This is a genomic window from Pseudoalteromonas xiamenensis (assembly GCF_017638925.1).
Classification (GTDB): Bacteria; Pseudomonadota; Gammaproteobacteria; order Enterobacterales; family Alteromonadaceae; genus Pseudoalteromonas; species Pseudoalteromonas xiamenensis.
On record NZ_CP072133.1, the window covers coordinates 2,029,233 to 2,046,378 of the forward strand.

Annotated in this window: 18 protein-coding genes; 3 read left to right on the forward strand and 15 right to left on the reverse strand. The window is 44.5% G+C overall.

All coding sequences use genetic code 11. The features are described 5' to 3' along the window. Genes J5O05_RS21855 through J5O05_RS09815 form a run of 5 tightly spaced genes read right to left on the reverse strand, consistent with a single transcriptional unit; the run spans position 1 to position 4,568 of the window. Positions 1-201 (reverse strand): hypothetical protein, encoded by a 201-nt coding sequence (locus tag J5O05_RS21855; protein WP_341874685.1) that lies wholly within the window; start codon positions 199-201, stop codon positions 1-3. Further along, positions 119-1,672: an ATP-binding protein gene (locus tag J5O05_RS09805; protein ID WP_244369545.1), complete on the reverse strand. Its 1,554-nt coding sequence runs from the start codon at positions 1,670-1,672 to the stop codon at positions 119-121. Before J5O05_RS09805 ends, J5O05_RS21855 begins: the two co-directional genes overlap by 83 nt. Further along, positions 1,669-2,958 carry a Mu transposase C-terminal domain-containing protein gene (locus J5O05_RS21860; protein ID WP_244369547.1) on the reverse strand — a complete coding sequence of 430 codons (1,290 nt, stop codon included), beginning with the start codon at positions 2,956-2,958 and terminating at the stop codon, positions 1,669-1,671. Before J5O05_RS21860 ends, J5O05_RS09805 begins: the two co-directional genes overlap by 4 nt. Continuing rightward, a complete protein-coding gene (locus tag J5O05_RS21865; RefSeq protein ID WP_244369549.1) occupies positions 2,948-3,757 on the reverse strand; it encodes a hypothetical protein in 810 nt (269 codons plus the stop codon). The genes J5O05_RS21860 and J5O05_RS21865 overlap by 11 nt, the downstream gene beginning before the upstream one ends. Continuing rightward, entirely contained in the window at positions 3,741-4,568 is an 828-nt protein-coding gene (locus tag J5O05_RS09815) for a TnsA endonuclease C-terminal domain-containing protein (protein WP_208841915.1), read from the reverse strand. The genes J5O05_RS21865 and J5O05_RS09815 overlap by 17 nt, the downstream gene beginning before the upstream one ends. Before the next feature lie 167 nt (positions 4,569-4,735). On the opposite strand from J5O05_RS09815, the gene J5O05_RS09820 reads away from it, so the two are divergent. Further along, entirely contained in the window at positions 4,736-4,945 is a 210-nt protein-coding gene (locus J5O05_RS09820; protein ID WP_208841916.1) for a hypothetical protein, read from the forward strand. Positions 4,946-5,087: 142 nt separating this feature from the next. Here J5O05_RS09820 and glmS read toward each other — a convergent pair whose 3' ends face one another. The 3 genes from glmS to J5O05_RS09835 all read right to left on the reverse strand — a co-directional run bounded on the left by glmS (position 5,088) and on the right by J5O05_RS09835 (position 8,107). Then, positions 5,088-6,908: a glutamine--fructose-6-phosphate transaminase (isomerizing) gene (glmS, locus tag J5O05_RS09825; protein WP_208841917.1), complete on the reverse strand. Its 1,821-nt coding sequence runs from the start codon at positions 6,906-6,908 to the stop codon at positions 5,088-5,090. A gap of 38 nt (positions 6,909-6,946) precedes the next feature. Then, positions 6,947-7,720, reverse strand: a complete 774-nt coding sequence (locus tag J5O05_RS09830) for a DeoR/GlpR family DNA-binding transcription regulator (protein ID WP_208841918.1) — start codon at positions 7,718-7,720, stop codon at positions 6,947-6,949. Positions 7,721-7,810: 90 nt separating this feature from the next. Beyond that, a complete protein-coding gene (locus tag J5O05_RS09835; protein WP_208841919.1) occupies positions 7,811-8,107 on the reverse strand; it encodes a DUF6482 family protein in 297 nt (98 codons plus the stop codon). 272 nt (positions 8,108-8,379) lie between these two features. Here J5O05_RS09835 and J5O05_RS09840 point away from each other — a divergent pair, with 272 nt between their 5' ends. Then, a complete protein-coding gene (locus tag J5O05_RS09840) occupies positions 8,380-8,940 on the forward strand; it encodes a hypothetical protein (protein WP_208841920.1) in 561 nt (186 codons plus the stop codon). Here J5O05_RS09840 and J5O05_RS09845 read toward each other — a convergent pair. Continuing rightward, a complete protein-coding gene (locus J5O05_RS09845) occupies positions 8,937-9,710 on the reverse strand; it encodes a substrate-binding periplasmic protein (RefSeq protein ID WP_244369551.1) in 774 nt (257 codons plus the stop codon). The genes J5O05_RS09840 and J5O05_RS09845 overlap by 4 nt on opposite strands. Positions 9,711-10,075: 365 nt before the next feature. Here J5O05_RS09845 and J5O05_RS09850 point away from each other — a divergent pair, with 365 nt between their 5' ends. Beyond that, the gene (locus J5O05_RS09850) at positions 10,076-10,624 is read left to right on the forward strand and encodes a lysozyme family protein (RefSeq protein ID WP_208841921.1); all 549 of its coding nucleotides are present in this window, start codon (positions 10,076-10,078) and stop codon (positions 10,622-10,624) included. 22 nt (positions 10,625-10,646) lie between these two features. Here J5O05_RS09850 and J5O05_RS09855 read toward each other — a convergent pair whose 3' ends face one another. The 6 genes from J5O05_RS09855 to J5O05_RS22440 all read right to left on the reverse strand — a co-directional run bounded on the left by J5O05_RS09855 (position 10,647) and on the right by J5O05_RS22440 (position 17,077). After that, positions 10,647-11,171 carry a hypothetical protein gene (locus J5O05_RS09855; RefSeq protein WP_208841922.1) on the reverse strand — a complete coding sequence of 175 codons (525 nt, stop codon included), beginning with the start codon at positions 11,169-11,171 and terminating at the stop codon, positions 10,647-10,649. A gap of 110 nt (positions 11,172-11,281) precedes the next feature. Continuing rightward, entirely contained in the window at positions 11,282-11,524 is a 243-nt protein-coding gene (locus J5O05_RS22430) for a lantibiotic dehydratase C-terminal domain-containing protein (protein WP_280117632.1), read from the reverse strand. Then, complete coding sequence (locus J5O05_RS09860; RefSeq protein WP_280117633.1) at positions 11,427-14,429, reverse strand: lantibiotic dehydratase; 3,003 nt, start codon at positions 14,427-14,429, stop codon at positions 11,427-11,429. Before J5O05_RS09860 ends, J5O05_RS22430 begins: the two co-directional genes overlap by 98 nt. Before the next feature lie 9 nt (positions 14,430-14,438). Continuing rightward, the gene (locus tag J5O05_RS09865) at positions 14,439-15,653 is read right to left on the reverse strand and encodes a lanthionine synthetase C family protein (RefSeq protein WP_244369553.1); all 1,215 of its coding nucleotides are present in this window, start codon (positions 15,651-15,653) and stop codon (positions 14,439-14,441) included. A 211-nt stretch (positions 15,654-15,864) separates the two neighbouring features. Then, the gene (locus J5O05_RS22435) at positions 15,865-16,524 is read right to left on the reverse strand and encodes a lanthionine synthetase LanC family protein (RefSeq protein WP_280117634.1); all 660 of its coding nucleotides are present in this window, start codon (positions 16,522-16,524) and stop codon (positions 15,865-15,867) included. Beyond that, positions 16,511-17,077, reverse strand: coding sequence for a lanthionine synthetase LanC family protein (locus tag J5O05_RS22440; RefSeq protein ID WP_280117635.1), 567 nt, complete (start codon positions 17,075-17,077; stop codon positions 16,511-16,513). Before J5O05_RS22440 ends, J5O05_RS22435 begins: the two co-directional genes overlap by 14 nt. Positions 17,078-17,146: the final 69 nt, after the last annotated feature.

Genomic DNA, 17,146 nt, shown 5'->3' on the forward strand with positions numbered 1-17,146 from the left:
CTACACGCTTTGTTTAAGCCAAGTGGTCATATCAAAAATCTTTCCTTGTTGTTTGTAGTATTGGTAAAGCTCATCCGATTGCTTTTTATGTTGAGAATAACCAAAACGTAAATCGCCACTAGGTAGTGTATGCCAATCCTTGAGCTTGATGAGGGTGGTTTTTTCTTTGAGGCTCCTCCACTTCATCTGGCGTTTGTTCATACCATTCAAGAACAAGTGGAATAAGCCCTCTTACCTTTAGATTTGGGTGATCTTTAATGGCTTTTTGCACTAATGGTACCAATAACTCTGATTCACACCCCATGCCGAGCAAGAGGTTATAAAGCCTCATGGCTTCTGAGTCGCTCGCAAAAGGGAGTGTGTCTGACTTAGCAGCGGCAACTTCGGAGATCTGCTGGCTGAGCTCCAACAACCGCTTATCAATCTCTTTGTATTGTAAGTCTGAATATTTGGCGATGCTTTTTGCTTTACCAGACTTGAGCGCTTCAATCATTGGATGGATCGGCTGTAATTCTGATTCATATACCTTTATAAATAGTTTTGAAGATAGCCGTTCAGCGCCAGTAATAATGGCGCGTAGTTGTGCAAGCACAAATAGCTTAACCACAATATCTAACACACCCTGAGACAGTTCAAACCAAGTATTGCGGATCTCTTCTGTGAGCGGTTCATCGCGGTGAATAAGCCACTGATACTGCCAAAGCTTGTCCGTCAACAATCGCCATTCAGTGGGCTTTGGTTTACCCGTCGCTTGATCGATTCTATTTTTGTGCTGCGGCAGGGGTTCCCACACCATAGAGCCAATGCCCGTGCTGCGTCTTGCTGATTGCAACTCAAGTTCGAATATGGGTCTCGCTTTGGGGGTACCAACTAGGATCACCGGCACACCAATAATATTCACCAAGGCCACAAAGAACTCGAGCATACGTTCTTGCCCTTCTTTTTGTTTGCGGCCTAAGCGCTGTATTTCATCAATTACTAACACACCAATGGCGTATTGATTGGCAACTTGCGCCATAAATGACAGTAGCACCTCAGTACTATAGCGTTTGCGACCGTATCTTTCAGTGAGATCAGTATGCAGATGTTTATCAACCTGTTGAAAGAAGTTTAGACATAGGCTCTTTAGTGACCCATCCACTGGGCATTCAATACGCAAATAGGCAAGCTGGTAAGTATTATATTTTTCATGATAAATCGCCTGTGGGTAGGTAGCCAATATCCGTAGCACACTGGAACTTTTACCGCATCCAGAGCAACCGATAAGTGACAAGCAACGTGCCGTAGAAGGTGCTTCGGCAAAACGAAAGCTAGTTATATCTCCCGTCATCATGCGTTCGTAACCATTTTGCAGATGCTGTTGGAGCTGGCCAGTTGCAATGTTTCTAGCAACATAGCCGCCGCGGAGCATCAACGCTATTTTTTCCTCTAACGCCACATGCATAGACAAAGGTTGAAAGAAGTCATCAAGCAAACCACATAACTCATGAGCACGTTGCCTTGCGTCTAAATAACCTGCTGTGGGGTTGTATGTTACTTTGCCCTCTAACTTCGTTTTCAGCTCTTCTATTTTGCTCACTCTTGGCAGCGCCTCAATAAACGGGTTGCCCTTGTAACGCTCGATCTCAGACTCCTGATACACCGCGCGGAAGATATTGGGTTGTAAAGTCATACGTCGTCATCCTCCTTAAATAGTTGATCTGAAAAGTCAGGAAAGTCCAAATCATCATCAGGCTCTGAGAGGTAATGTACTTGGGCTGATTTGCTAGTATCAATTTCCACTGGCTTATAGGCGCGTTCCTTACGCTCTTTGGCTTTTTCTTCTGCTCGGTTGTCACGAATATTGCGAATACGCTCCGCATCTGACAAGCCAATATGTTTTGGCGCGGCCTTTTCTGCCTGCTTCACCACCTCTATCACCTGTCGCTCCAAGGCACGCTTTTGCTCATCGGCAACCAATTTTGCATCAGCATGAGTCTGTTTTAACTCATCACTTTGCTGCCATACATCCCAAAAACTAGCACCTGAAAACTGTCTTGAACGTGTGGCTAACTGGCATACAAAGTAGTCACTACTGTTTGAGCCATGGTAAATATAGATATGATCTGCCGTGGCTAAATCATATGCAACTTCCACACTTTGTGGCCTTTTAACTTCCTTGCCTCGGTGCATCCATCCAAGCTTTATAAGCTCAGAGCTGGTGTAATACACACCAAAGATGCAAGCTCCCGAATCGGATATAGTTGCCCGTGTTCTTGGCATTAATGCGACACGAAGATGATCCGTCGCGGGCTTTTTCAATCGACCGGTACGATGCTGCAAGCCCCAATTCCAAATTGCCAAAGGGTTATTAGGTAAGCTCGTTGGCATATCTGCAGCTTTATCATAGTCTTTAATCACGTGATATTGGTTGTGATAAAGCACGGAAGCTAAGATGATTTTCGTAAACTCTTGGATAGTAATTTTGGCGTCCAGACGATAATCTCTGTCACCTTGCTTTTTGATTTTGGTGCCAGTGACCACTCCTGGTGCAAAGGGCTTAAACACAGCTTGGAAAGTGCGAAATGCTCTTTCGACCACGCCTTTTGCTTCGCTTCTAAACGGCGGGGTATTTTCAATGCGCACACCAAAGCCCTTTTCAAGACATTCAATTTGATGACCCATTAACTCACCTCTGTCAGCCAGTAATGCTGAAGGCAAGCCTATACACGGCCACTGCTGTGGAGTTACGTCAAAACCAAACTGACGGCAATACTCTGATTTATCCGTCGTGGCCATATGTATTGCCTGAATTGCTGCGGCATAGGAAGGGTTTTCAAAACCAATATAAAACCCAGCCACCATACGGCTAAACACATCAATCACCATATATACGATTGGGCGACCAACAATGCAGCCTCTTTCGGAATCTGATACTAAATAGATATCTGCGATTGTGGCGTCAATCTCATAACGCATACCTGAATTTCAACACATCTGCGGCTGCAGTACCAGTTAGCGGCCGAATATCTTTTTTTCGCCTTATCTCACCCGCTTGTGCTTCAATTTTGTCTACTTGGCGGTACTCCCGCTTGTAGAAATGCTCCATTTGCCAATAAGTTGGCAGTTCTTCTTCCGGTAATTCAGGAAAGTACTGACTATAAATGTCTTTTAAACGATTATGTGCATAGCTAAAAGTTTTGCCTTTGTCAGTTAAAATGTGCCGTTCAATCGCTATGCGAAATAGCTTCTCTGCAAAATCATCAATTAGCGCACCTGTGCCAGGCATATATTTGCGAGGCCTGCCTAACTTTGTTGTTGTGGCTCGGCGCTTTTCGCCTTTGGCACCTGAGTTTTTATAATCGGGTAATAATGCGTTAGGGATCTGACCTCGTTGCCAGTATCTACGCGCAAAACGGTAAATAGACTGTTTGGTTTTGCCTGTCTCTGCCACTATCTGGTTAACCACTTTGCCTCGAGCTTTGGGTGCATAGCAGTCTTCAAGCTCGACCAATGGCTTAATTGCGGCATAGTTTTCATCACGCTTTAGCTGAGCGATAGAACCTGCCTCTGGTATGACAGTAACAATGTCGCTATATGGGTCGGCTGCACGTTTAAGTACTTCATCTTGCAAGCCTTGCCCTAGTTCCGCTATTTCAACAAACTCAGGAAACGCTTTATCGTCGTGTACTTTTATCCAAAGTAGATAGTAATCAAACACCATTAACACGCGATACAAGGTTTGTTCGTATTGCAATACTTCATTGATTTGAAACACGAAACACCTCCTGAATTTGTTCAACATCACCTAATTTGAGATGACCGACTTGCAGCTTTTGGACTGGCGTAAAAATATCAAAGGTAAAGTAACGGTCAGCCAGCAAAGCTCTTATCTCAAACAACGACTCTCCTAAGTCTAGCCCATAGGCGGTATCTATCTCTTTGCACGCATTAATAAGGGTTTTAGTTGGATGTTTTGCAAAGTAATCGGCATAGAATCTGGCTTGCTCAATGGCGGAGTCAGGTGCTTCTTCATGCTCGCCTTGTAGTGGGTAAATCCATTCAACATTCGCTTTAACAACTTTTGGGATCTCTTGCTCAGTGACTATTTGCCAAGGGATCTGCTTTTCATGCCAAAAACGTTTCTCTAGCTCAAGTATTTCTATTTTTCGTTGCTCTTCAAAGGTGCTGACATATTTGGCTTGTAACGCAAAATAGGGGAGATCTCGCGTGGTTGTTTCAACAAGAAAGTCACTTGATAGGTATTGGTCTACGCCCCGAACATTTGGGTGCTTGATACCTGCGGATTCTGCTAACTCTTGTGTTATTTCACGCTCAAGCGGAAACTGCTCTTTGACTTGCAGCACATCCTGCCGCCACTCGAGCAAATAAAACATGGATAGTTCAAGATCGGATAATAAATGATGAGTTCGCTTAGATTTATAACCAAAGACTCGATGTACACGGCCGTCGGATGGCGCATCGTACACCGTTAGCCACGGCTTGTAATCTTGATACTCGCCAGTACCACGCCCTTCTTGAATCCACTTACGATATTGCGCCTCAGTATGGCCAATCTTCCTAGACATAATATACCGCTATAACTGATTGAAATTTCAGCATAGCTAGAGTGAAAGTGTGATGCAAATTTATTACTTTACTATTTTTTGCTTGAAAATTAGCCAAGCGATCACCACAACAGAACTCAAGCAACTCATTCGAGATGCTGCTTTGATTTTTATAGAAGGATATTTAAATGAGCATAAGTGATCATGACTATGTAAACTTTTCTGAGGATTATGAACTTAATCACCACCTCAAAAAAGTTGACAAGCGACAGACAGAATCAAACCGAGAGACCTTAAAGGTGATGGGCACAGAACTAAAAGCAAGTACAGGAAAAACCAGATTACAACACGGTGAATTCCATACATACGTGTCAAAACAAAAAGCTCGCCTTGAGTAATTAATAGACCAAATAAAAAGCCGACTTGCATCGGCTTTTTTAGTACACATAAGTATGAAACTTTATTACTTAGGATGATACTTTAATACTTGGGATGAAACTATATTCCTAAGTCACAAAAGGCGCTTTCGCGCCTCTTGTTTTATTCCACGGTAACGCTCTTAGCGAGGTTACGAGGTTGGTCAACATCAGTGCCTTTAATTACGGCGACGTAGTAAGACAACAACTGCAATGGAATTGTATAGACAACCGGCGCAATGATGTCTTCAACGTGATTGACGTTCATCACGCGCATAGTCTCATCAGACTCGAAATGCGATTCTTTGTCTGCGAACACATAAATAATACCGCCACGAGCGCGCACTTCTTCTACGTTTGACTTCAACTTTTCCAATAATTCATTGTTTGGAGCAACAACGATAATTGGCATGTCTGCGTCAATAAGCGCGAGTGGTCCATGCTTTAACTCACCTGCCGCATAGGCTTCCGCGTGAATGTAAGAAATCTCTTTCAGCTTCAACGCACCTTCCATTGCGATTGGGTATTGTGAACCACGACCCAAGAACAGGGAATGGTGTTTATCCGCAAATTCTTCTGCCAACGTTTCAATACCACCCGCAAGCGTTAACGCTTCTTCCAGCTTTGATGGCAATGACTTAACCGCATTCACGATGTGTGTTGCATCGATGCCTTTTTCCTGTGCAATTGCCGCGGTAAGCATTAATAAACCAACCAACTGAGTTGTGAATGCTTTTGTTGATGCCACGCCAATCTCTGCGCCGGCTTTGGTCATAAACGCTAAGTCTGATTCACGGACTAACGAACTACCAGGGACGTTACAAATTGTCATTGAAGCCATGTAGCCTTGCTCTTTTGCAAGACGCAGTGCTGCAAGCGTGTCAGCGGTTTCGCCCGATTGTGAAATGGTCACCAACAAGCTATTTTCATGTACAAACGATTGGCGATAGCGGAATTCAGACGCGATTTCAACATTGCAACTTACGCCAGCAAATTGCTCTAGCCAATAACGTGCAACCATTCCTGAGTGATATGATGTGCCGCATGCGATGATTTGAACGTGTTTCACGTCTTTAAAAATTTCAGTAGCACGCTCTCCGAACGCTTTCACCGCCACGCGAGACCCTTCTAAGCGGTCTTCCAATGTGTTACGTACGGCAACTGGCTGCTCGTAAATCTCTTTCAACATGTAATGACGGTATTCGCCTTTACCTGTGTTGTCTTGGTGAATGGTCGATTCGATGATTTCGCGTTCAACACGTTCACCAGCTTGGTTGTAAATTTCCACTGTTTCACGTGTAACACGCGCCACATCGCCTTCTTCTAGGAAGATGAACGTGCGGGTGACCGCAAGTAGGGCTAGTTGATCCGATGCTATAAAGTTTTCACCAAGACCTAAACCAATCACCAGAGGACTGCCAGAACGTGCCACAATGATTTCATCGGCATTGTTTTTATCAAAGACAACGGTACCGTATGCGCCTTCGAACTGTTTTACTGCCGCTTGCACCGCCGCAAGTAACGAGGTGTGCTGTTCACGCAATTGGTGAATCAGGTGAACCATGACTTCTGTGTCGGTATCCGACAAAAACTCATATCCATCACCCTTCAGTGCTTCACGTAAACTTGCGTGGTTTTCAATAATACCGTTATGAACGAGCGCGATTTGATTCTTTGAAACATGTGGGTGCGCGTTCGTTTCTGTAACACCACCGTGCGTTGCCCAGCGGGTATGTGCGATACCGGTCGTTCCTTTCACACCGGCATGCGCGAGCGCATTTTCCAAATTCGCGACTTTACCTACCGCTTTTACCGTATGAAGTTGACCGTTGTCTGCAAGCGCAACACCGGCTGAGTCATAACCACGGTATTCAAGGCGCTTTAAGCCTTCGATTAAAATTTTATTTACTGGACGTTCAGTGACCGCCCCTACGATTCCACACATAATTTCTCCATTATTTGCACGTTGTGTGAGCCTGTCGGCTATTCGTTCACATCAGCACATATTACCGTGACGCCCTGCTTCTCAATCGCTAGACGCGTTTTGCTATCTAGGTTGTTGTCGGTGATAAGCGTCGTCACTTTATGCCAAGGTAATTCTAAATTTGGGATCCTACGACCCACTTTGTCGGACTCGACCATGACTATTACTTCACGAGCCGATTCAGCCATTACTTGGCTTAAGCCAACCAATTCGTTAAAGGTCGTTGTGCCTCTTTCAACATCAATACCGTCAGCGCCGATAAAGAGTTGGTCAAAGTCATAAGAGCGCAGCACTTGTTCCGCCACTTGCCCTTGAAAGGATTCGGAATGCGGGTCCCACGTTCCGCCTGTCATCAATAATGTTGGTTCATTTTCCAGTTCAAGCAGGCGGTTCGCGACATTGATGGCGTTGGTCATGACCACAAGACCTCGCTTTGACACCAACATCGGGATCATTGCAGCTGTTGTTCGGCCACTGTCGATGATAATGCGGTTATGATCCTTTATCAGCTCTGCGGCTGCCTTTGCCACCGCTTGCTTCCGCTGTGAATCGCGCTTTTCATCACTTTTTGCGACGATTTCTTGCGGCAGTGCCACAGCGCCACCATAGCGACGAAGCAACAAACCACTTTGCTCAAGCGCAGTTAAGTCTTTACGGATCGTTACTTCTGAGGTCGCAAATTCTGCGGCTAACGCCTCGACACTCACTTCGCCCTGTTCATTCACTAAAGACAAAATTGTATGACGTCGTTGTTGCGTGTTGCGTTTAGTCATCGATGGAATAGTTAAGTTTCGTTTCGAAAGTTTTTAGATTTTAAACGAAACTTAATTAAGTTTTCAAGCGATCTTTGGTGATTTTTTGTTTCATTTCGAAAGGTAGATAGGCATATAGCTGGTGATGTCAGCAAATCCGCCAACCATTTCCGTATCGGGATTATGCATTTCAAAGAACGCCGCTCGCAGGTTAAAGTCCAGAAGACTGTGTTGGGCTTGTTTCAGCGAAGCAAACGAGATTTGTTCGCCATTGTCATCAGCTAACAAGTAATGATTTCCTCGGTTATCGATAACCCCAATAAAATAGTGCGTTGCATCACTACAATGTGTAACGATCGGTGTATAGAGGGGGTTTTCAACTAAAGCAGCGAAATGTGCGTGATTCATACAAATACCTCTGGCTATTTCTTCACCTTAGTGGGTTATTTCGCTAAGTCGAATCCTGCTACAGCCCTTCTCTACGCTGAAAACATCAAACTGGACAGATAAATTGCCAACCCGCTAAAAATGAAGAGATACATTACTTGTATATACAAACATTTTTAACGTCGCTTATTGCGACTAAATGTAATTTTTATGAATAAATACAGACACTTTTTTACAACTCGTTCTGTTTCCGCACGTTACACTCCGGTTAAAAACCACAAGGAGTTCGTCTTATGCCTATTCTTCTGATACTAGGACTGTTATTTACCTGTTCTGTTCACGCCAACTCGCCCTATCAAAATGCAACGTCTGTTGGAATAATAGTTAAAAATGAATGGCATGATTCCGACACCATAACAGGCGTTGGGATTGAGGCAATGGGTTACTTTAATCAATCACCGTTTGGCTTTAGCGTCAGCTCTGCTCTTGGCGTTGCCGATGTACGCGTAAAAGACCGGCAGCGCAAAGAAAGTTATGCAACCCTCGATACCGGTATCAAAGTTGGCTATTTCGCGGATGTCTTTGTGTATGGTGAAGTCGGTTTAGACCTCTTTGAAATGCTGTTCTACGATCTCTCTCGCTCACACCGTGTCGCCTATAATGATGGTTTTTATCTCGACACGGATGATAAACCGAGAAACAACAGTATTGATGGCTACATCGGTGTAGGTGCAGGTATCAATGTTGAACCATTCAAAGTAGAAGTGTTTACTCGCTATCGTCAAATCGACAGCGAAGACTGGGAAGCACAAAACTCCATTTTTAGTGGTGTACAAGTATCCATGATGTTCTAGGGTGTACGGGTATCGTCCATTCGGCTTCCATATTGCGCGTAAATTCGCGCAACATCTCCCGATTCGACCATCTTCTCCAGCACTCGATTCAATGTATCGCGCAACTGACTGAGGTGTGGTTGTATGCGCATCGCGACAGGTAAATTTGAGATCTCATACACTTCTTGAAAACCGCCGTATTCCGGCTGCGTTAACTTGTAGTAGTCAGCGGTAATGTCCCCAACCATCATGTAGTTAAAACGCTGATGGTACAATTGTGCAAGCAGTTCGCGTTCGGAGGTATTGTCATACACGGTGATTTTATCCGTTTCGTTCTCTCGATTGAAATGCACTTCAAATGCGCCATAACGGTAACCTCTCACGCGGCCCATGACTTGGCCATACAGCTGTTCGGGTGAAGTTAAAACGGGACCAACTCGAGCAAGTATGATTTCTCTGGAGCGCGCATAGAAATAGCTATAAATACCAGGATTTGTCGACTCTTGTCGCCATGTTGGGCTGACGCCTGGTTCAATATCAATCTCTCCTTTTTCAAATAGGCGCTGCCCTCGCGCAACAGACACGGGAAGATATTCAAAACACAGCCCGGTTTGTGCAGAGATTTCATCAAAAATATCAACGAACAAACCACTAAACTGACCATTACTTTCAAAGCTATAAGGCGGATTTGCACCATGGTAAACCATCACGGTGTAACACACCGCGTGTACGGACCACGAATAAATTGCAAATAAGACACTCCACCACCAGCGCATTAGCGAACCTTTCATTATGCTGCTTTGTTTAAGTGTAGAATGTTCCTAAATTTTATCGACTTTCCAGATTCGAGACTGACTTCAGTGAAAAACCACTTGTATATACAAATTAAACAATTCTATTTATAGTAATAAAGACTGGTTTTTAGGTTATCTTTCGAGATCACTCTCGGTATTTAAGCTTGATTTTTATACAGGCGCTATAATCAATATATGGACTGATAACTGGGTCGATTACACGGAACCGTAGCAACAATAGCCATTGTCGTTATGCGGAGGTTTTATGTTTAATCGCTTATCACTCAAAGCTTTTGAACCGGATGAGTCTCAGAGCCATTCGTCATCTGTGTTTATATGAAGGTGAAGTAAATCACTTGTATTTGGATTCAAAAGGCAATCCCACCATTGGAGCTGGATTCCATATTCCAAATAAAACGGCGTTTGCCAACCTGCCCTTACGAGAAAACCGCACCAAGCGGGCGGCAAGTCGTGATCACAAGTTAAGTGAATTTGACCGAATAAAGCGTTTGCCTCCCGGCTATGCAGTGAACTTTTATACCCAACACTGTGAACTATATTTGTCTCACAGAGCATGCCAAAAAGTGCTACAGGGAAAAATAAACCAGTTTAAACATGAATTAATGCTCATTTACGGTGAGTCGTTTTATCAGAGCCTGCCACGCAGTATCAAGCTGGTGCTACTCGACATGATTTATAATTTGGGACAGACGCAGCTGCAGACAAAATGGACAAAGTTCAATGCGGCAATTCAAGCTCGAGATTGGCAGGCCGCCGCGCTGGAATGCCATCGGGTTGGGGTTTCCGCTAAGCGTAACGAGCGCGTAAAACACCTTTTAATGAGTACTCGCTCGCCCAAGCTAAGCTGGTGGCACCGCGCCATTGATTGGTTTTTTAAAACCGCCCAATGAACGTCGTCACGGCATCCCACGCTTATTTGAACTTCACGTTTTTTTCACTCGGTTGGTAGACTCGCGTTTCTGGTGATGTCCATTTTTCTTGTTTCAAATATTGCGTACTGACAATGATTTGGCCGTCACGTAACGTGCTGGTGGATTTCACTTTTGTTATGCCGTCTTTGTTACCCGTCACGTCTTCGTAGGCAATAAATTCGTGATCGTTCACCATTTCCATCGTGCCTTGTGTATAGAATCCAGCCGTCGTGAAGTAATAGAACACCAAACTATTTTTGCTTTTATCCCAAAAAATCAGTGACTCACCACCGTAAAGCCCGTCATTGATGGAGTGCAAGGTTCGCACCGCGGTGCCATTGAGCGCGCGTGCCCAATGTGAAACGTCCTGCATCGCCGGTTGACCTTCTGCGACCGGAAAATCCGCTTGCCACGTTCCAAAATATGGCTCAAATACGCGTAATTCAGGTGCCAATTCGGCATTCGCCGCTGCGTTGAACGTGCTACAAAAACACCATACAGACAGCCACTTTATTATTGTTTTCATTATTATTTTTATCCTATTAATTCACATGGAAAAAGCTTAGACGTAGTTTAATGAAATTGCCAGACAATAAAAAAGCCAGCAATGCTGGCTTTTTTGACAACGGCTCGTGACTAACTTCCGTGTTTCATCGACACATATTTACGGCGCATTAAATCATGAACCACCAGCTCTTGCTCACGACCATAGGCCTTAAACATACGATTGTTGTGCATGTGTAACAATGAACCCATTAAATCATTCAAACTGCAATTCAGATCACCGTTGGCATTTAGACTCTTCAACTGTGACACAACTCCAGCCGCTTGGTCGCGCCATTGCGCTACGAGCGAAAACAAAGGCGCGAGACTCGGCATCAAGGTGACCACTTTCAATCCAAGTCGCCCATTTTGCGAAATCGTTGTCTATTGTTGTTTCGTACTCACGATAGCGCTCCCCTAATTTCTTTCTGAGGGCGGCGGATTCATTGAATTCTTTACCAAAACCTTGGCGTAAATTAGAGATCAAATCGAAACGTGTTTCTTGAGAATAGCCAAATAAATCAAACAAGTTGTGCGTATACAACATGGCCACACGCCAACGAAGTGATTCATCCAATTCCTCGACCAGTGTGCAGGTCTGAGCAATCAATTCACTGTCGAGCATAAAGAGTTGCTCAACCAATTCCATGGATTTCGGACCACCATAGCGTTCAACTTCACGTTCATAGGTCATCAATTCCACTTTATGCAACACACCCGCTTCTACTTTAGGGTCAAGCAATGCATTGAGTTTTGGTAACAACTCGCCGCAAAGTTTGCTTGGCTCACCATGAAAGCGTAGTCTCAAATGCCAGTTAGGATCGCCATAGCGAATGAAGAACCATTTCTCAAATAACGCTTTATGCGCTTGAATAAATGGCATCAACGTTTCGGTGAGCAATTGTTCAACGACTGTATTTCCAGAATAAATTTTGAGACTTAACCACTCAGAGCCTGCACTAAAACGGCGTTTAATCGGCGCTGCTGTGATGTTGGCCTGTGGATTTGCAGCAAAATGACGAGGTGGATTTGCACTCGTATTAAACAGCGGCACAATCACTTCATTGTTGTATTGATTGCCGCTCGCATCTCGTACTCGAGAGCGATAGCTGGTCGTTAATACTTCGGTTAGTTCAATTGTCTCATGATAGGTGGTTTCACCTATTAACACCGAGAGCATTTCAGGATGTGTTAAATCAATCCGTAGAACGTTATCACCACTGGAAAAACTCACCCAACGGTCGAGTTGGTATTCTTCTAAAAACGCATTGAGTTTCGTTGTGTTTAGAATACCTTTTTCAAACACCGCTTCTAATTTTTTACGTTCTACACGCCATGTTTTTTCAAAGACAACCAAGTTGTCTATCATGATCCGTGGAACAAACGCCGCGCTACGTACACACTTTGGCAGCATAACGGCAGGCGTACTCCCTTCTTGTGATTGCAGCATACATAGGAATTTATAGGCGCTTAGGCTTCTAGCACCATAGTTATGCGCGGAAGACAAACGAGGAATAATTCGTTTATTCAAACGCTTACTCCAGAGTTTTACTGTTTGCCCTTCTACCCAAACGTACAAATCACTCAGCGGGATTTGATATTCAAGATCCACACTGCTGTCCGCCATAAAGACGATTTCGTACGGTCGTAAGTGGGGACGAGCGATAACGTTGCCAGGACGCCCATCTGGCATATGCACAACTTCAGCAAGAATAACGTCTTCCATATGCTGTTGTTCTTGTGCGAGATGGTCAGTTACCGACGCTTGCAGTGTCTCGTTCAAATGACAAAAACGCCCTAAAAGGTTTGCCGCAGAGGGTCCGTAACACCCGTTATATTTGAAGACTGGTCGCTCATTCTCATCTTCAAATAAGCTCAGCATCGCACCTGTTGAATAAGGGATTTTGGCCACTTCACTTTTAAATTTCGCTACTTCTTTGAGCTGCTTTGAACTAATGGTAATACAAGATTTGCTGCGATTGGCCGATTTTGTCAGCTCCTCTTCAATCAGTTTTTGCAAGGGACTTGTGCGTACTTTTTCCGTATCTTGTCCGCCACTTCTCGCAAGTTGTAATCCTGCCACCAGCGGTGCTTCATAACCGGTTTCACTGGAAATACCAATACCGGTTTCATCGTCCAAAATTTGGTCTAAACGAACAAATTGTCCTTCGAAACGGGCTTGAAACGCACTCATAAAGGCACTTAACGCTTCGGTTGACGGCGTTTCGCTCGACATTGAAACTAACTCTAATGTGCGTTGCACACGGGTCAACTCTTGTGCGCTTAGCGAGCATTGCTCGAACTGACGATATACATCACTTTGCAACAGCTTGTTCTCTTCTATACGGATCCCAAGCCCTTCAAGGTGCGTGATCAACGCCTTGTATTTTGAAATATCGCCAAATCCTTGTTGATCCAACTGTTCGATTAAGGATAAAGCAGTTGCAAGACTGTCTGCTTCGCTATTTGCCCCGACTCGCACCAGTGAACGGTAAAGTGCTAAATCCGGTGACTCACCCGTTAATGGCAATGGAACATCCGCAATTAAAATACCTTCATCAATCAAGGACTGAATGTATTCTTCAACTTCCTCGCGCTCCACATCGCTGTACAACGCGACAAACTCATTAACCAAGCGTTCAAAACTTGACCCATGTTTGGCCAACTCTAGAAATTGCGTAAAGTATTCATCGCTTTCAATGGCACTAAGGCGATAGTGGACTTCTTTTTCCGAGAGATAGCTTTCAATATAGCGGCATTGATTTTCAATAAAATAATGAGAGGGGTTCAGTCGATATTGAAGCGATTCTGCTCGGCTATAGTGTTTAATGACGTGTTCTTTCAACGCTGAAAGGAAGAACATATCTAGACGAGTTTTGCGACTGTCCTGTTTAAACGAACCTGAAATTAATGAGGTTTGCTCGGCAACTTGACCCAAGGTGATCCCAGAAAAAAGCCCGAATGGTGTAGGACGAGACGCCATCCGAATCAGGTATTTTAGCAGCGCCTGCGCAACCTTCTTACCTTGTTTTGAGTCGGGTTTAGCACGCCATTGCGCCACACGTTCAAGTAAAGAGGGGCTGGCGGCATAAAGCGCTTCTTTTACTTCATCTTGCTCTAGCCAATCATTTAGTTGTTCTTGAAATTCGTCTGGCTTGTCGGCTAATTGATGTAGCGTGGTGAGACTGAGTCTCGGTGTACGAATAACGAAAAAGTTATCGTGCTGTAATGCGTTTGACATCGGTACTCCTTATGCCATTAATAAACTTTCAGTCCAGTCGAGGTCCTCGTTGAGCACGCTCAACAAAGCAAGCCCTACGCCTGCATACCCCATTAAAAAGCCAAATTCTTCTTCATAACTTGGTGGTATACCTTGATATGTGTAGAAGGCTTGCTCCCCTAGCTCTGCGTATTTCGCTAAACCATACTCAAGCCAATCGTGGTGAGCTTTTAAAAATTCAGGGTGAGGAACAATACGATTTAGTAACTGAAATATCGTCACCAATCCAAATGTGCCATGGCACAATCCCGCATCTTCTATTGAAGCGGATTGTGCATTTCGTTTCGCAGCCATCAAGGCAACTTCTCTCGCTTGGTCCACATAACAAGGTCTATCGAGCGCTATCCCAGCCCGCGCCAAAGTCAGTGCAATGGTCAAATCACCATAGCACCAACCAAGACGGCTACGATGAGAACCCGCCGCGCATCCATAAGCACATTCAGCATGGTGTTCCGGATTACGCTGAGTCACCAACCAATCGCACGCACCCTCTATCAAGGCGCGTGCTCGATCATGAAGTGTAGAGGACTGCAATGCGGGAATTAACGCAGCGATGATCCCAGGCACACCATGCGCTAATCCTAAATTGAATTCAGGTTGAGTACGGTCGCTGCCTTCAAATCGAAATGCCGAGTAGCTTGGTTGTGACCAGCTCAAAGTCCCATCGGGGAATACGGTATGAAGTTGTTCGTAATAGGCAACTAGGCGTTCAAACAACACATCCTGATTGGTTGTTTTGGCACGGCGAATAATATACGGGGCGTAACCTGCAAGTCCGTTAATCGCTTCAATTTCACCTTGCCAGTTTTCGACTGACATAACCCTCAGCAGTAGTTCATCAATATCGTTCAACAACGTTGCGTCATAGCCCTCATGTTCAGCTTGGTTAAGCAACTCGATTAGCCAAGCCTGACCAGCTAAACCACTTGCCAAGCCAAAGTGACTTTCAACCATATTGTCTTGAAGACGCTCAAACTGCTGGCCAAAAAGGTCCTCATTCACTGCGTCGGGGTGATACTGATGCATCTTATATAAAAACAGCAATTGCCCAGCCACACCACCGAGCAGACCATAGTCTTGATTTGACTGTATGTGCATCGATGTTTTTTGAGTAAGGAGGGTGAGAATCGAATTGATGGTTTTTCGCTGTTCATCGGAAACCATGCTTTGTGCACAAAGCGCCATAAATCATCCTTAACACTTATTTTTATTCTGAAGCTACAACACAGGGTAACGAGCCTCAAGTAACGCTGCCAAAGACACCCTGATCAATACGAGCAAGTTAACCCATTATACACAAATAATAAACAATATAATTCAATTAGGGGACAAGCGATGTCTTGTATTTAAGCTGAATTGAGGAAGAGTCGCACGCCGCAGCTCTTCCCACTCAATGTTAAGCCATTAACAAACTGTCAATCCAATCAAGTTGGTCATCCATCACTCCAATGAGTGACAAGGCCATCCCTGAATAACCCATTAAAAAGCCAAAATTCTCCGTATAGCATTTATTCTGCGCATCATAAAAATACAGCGCCGACTCGCCTTTCTCTTTATAGTTTGCAAGGAAAATGTGCAGCCATCGATCCGCCGCCGCCGCGAGTTCTGGGTGAGGTAACAGTTGATTCATTGCTTGAAAAATCGTGGCCAACCCTAAACTTCCATGGCACAGTCCTGCGTCATAAATGACTGCCGAGGATTCATCTCGAGACGCTGAATGCAAGGCAATTTCTAAAGCGGAATCAATAAAATCATCACGTTGTAATTCCAAACCAACTCGAGCCAATGTAAGCGCTATCGTTAAATCGCCGTAACACCACCCCAATCGAGAACGATGCTGATCCCCGACACACGTACCAAAACAAGCATAATCATCATGTTTGGGGTTACGCTGAGCGAGCAGCCATTCACATCCTCCTTCTAGCAATCTTTTCGTGCGAAGTGTTAACGAGGGTACACGAACCGCGGGAAGTAGCGCTGCAATGATGCCCGGCACACCATGTGCTAAACCTAAGTTGTACTCCGCGTCCTTGCTTTCTCTATCAAAAAGATACACAGACTCTTTCGGTTGAGTTCCAGGTGAGGTGTTTGAGATTCAATTGGCTTACGGTACTTTCAAAGCCAGAAACAATGGCGTCGAACAATTCGGTTTGATCAGCATGTCTTGCACGACGAGCAGCGTAAGGCGAATATCCAGCTAATCCCAGCACCATTTCTAGCTCACCAGACCACGGACTCTGCTTTAACGCGTTCGTGAATAACTCATCAATTTCACTTAGCAGCTCAGGATCATACTCGTCTGGGGTCGATTGATTAAAATACTCTAATAACCATGCTTGCCCCGCCAATCCATTGCTTAACTCTAAGGATTGTTCGCCTAACCCTTCTTGCAGCACATCGAGTTGTTCTTGAAATACCGATTCGTCGACAAACTCAGGATTGAATTGATGAGCTTTAAATAAAAACAACAATTCTCCTGCCAAGCCACTCAACAAACCGTGCGCTATCGTGGTTTCTGACAAATGGTTTGCGACCTTTTTACTGAGAGTTTCGATGAGTTCATAAACAAGCGCTTTATCTGCGGGTTCTAAACGAAATACGGTGCTCATGTTTTTCCTTAACGGTATCTTATTAGAAACAAAAATACCTTTTAGTTATCAATATGTAAACACTTGTAA

Excerpts from the sequence above, each read along its gene's own strand:
- J5O05_RS21855 (WP_341874685.1), bottom strand. The coding sequence starts at position 201 with ATGAACAAACGCCAGATGAAGTGGAGGAGCCTCAAAGAAAAAACCACC.
- J5O05_RS09805 (WP_244369545.1), bottom strand. The coding sequence starts at position 1,672 with ATGACTTTACAACCCAATATCTTCCGCGCGGTGTATCAGGAGTCTGAG.
- J5O05_RS21860 (WP_244369547.1), bottom strand. The coding sequence starts at position 2,958 with ATGCGTTATGAGATTGACGCCACAATCGCAGATATCTATTTAGTATCA.
- J5O05_RS09815 (WP_208841915.1), bottom strand. The coding sequence starts at position 4,568 with ATGTCTAGGAAGATTGGCCATACTGAGGCGCAATATCGTAAGTGGATT.
- J5O05_RS09820 (WP_208841916.1), top strand. The coding sequence starts at position 4,736 with ATGAGCATAAGTGATCATGACTATGTAAACTTTTCTGAGGATTATGAA.
- glmS (WP_208841917.1), bottom strand. The coding sequence starts at position 6,908 with ATGTGTGGAATCGTAGGGGCGGTCACTGAACGTCCAGTAAATAAAATT.
- J5O05_RS09830 (WP_208841918.1), bottom strand. The coding sequence starts at position 7,720 with ATGACTAAACGCAACACGCAACAACGACGTCATACAATTTTGTCTTTA.
- J5O05_RS09835 (WP_208841919.1), bottom strand. The coding sequence starts at position 8,107 with ATGAATCACGCACATTTCGCTGCTTTAGTTGAAAACCCCCTCTATACA.
- J5O05_RS09840 (WP_208841920.1), top strand. The coding sequence starts at position 8,380 with ATGCCTATTCTTCTGATACTAGGACTGTTATTTACCTGTTCTGTTCAC.
- J5O05_RS09845 (WP_244369551.1), bottom strand. The coding sequence starts at position 9,710 with ATGAAAGGTTCGCTAATGCGCTGGTGGTGGAGTGTCTTATTTGCAATT.
- J5O05_RS09855 (WP_208841922.1), bottom strand. The coding sequence starts at position 11,171 with ATGAAAACAATAATAAAGTGGCTGTCTGTATGGTGTTTTTGTAGCACG.
- J5O05_RS22430 (WP_280117632.1), bottom strand. The coding sequence starts at position 11,524 with ATGCCGAGTCTCGCGCCTTTGTTTTCGCTCGTAGCGCAATGGCGCGAC.
- J5O05_RS09860 (WP_280117633.1), bottom strand. The coding sequence starts at position 14,429 with ATGTCAAACGCATTACAGCACGATAACTTTTTCGTTATTCGTACACCG.
- J5O05_RS09865 (WP_244369553.1), bottom strand. The coding sequence starts at position 15,653 with ATGGCGCTTTGTGCACAAAGCATGGTTTCCGATGAACAGCGAAAAACC.
- J5O05_RS22440 (WP_280117635.1), bottom strand. The coding sequence starts at position 17,077 with ATGAGCACCGTATTTCGTTTAGAACCCGCAGATAAAGCGCTTGTTTAT.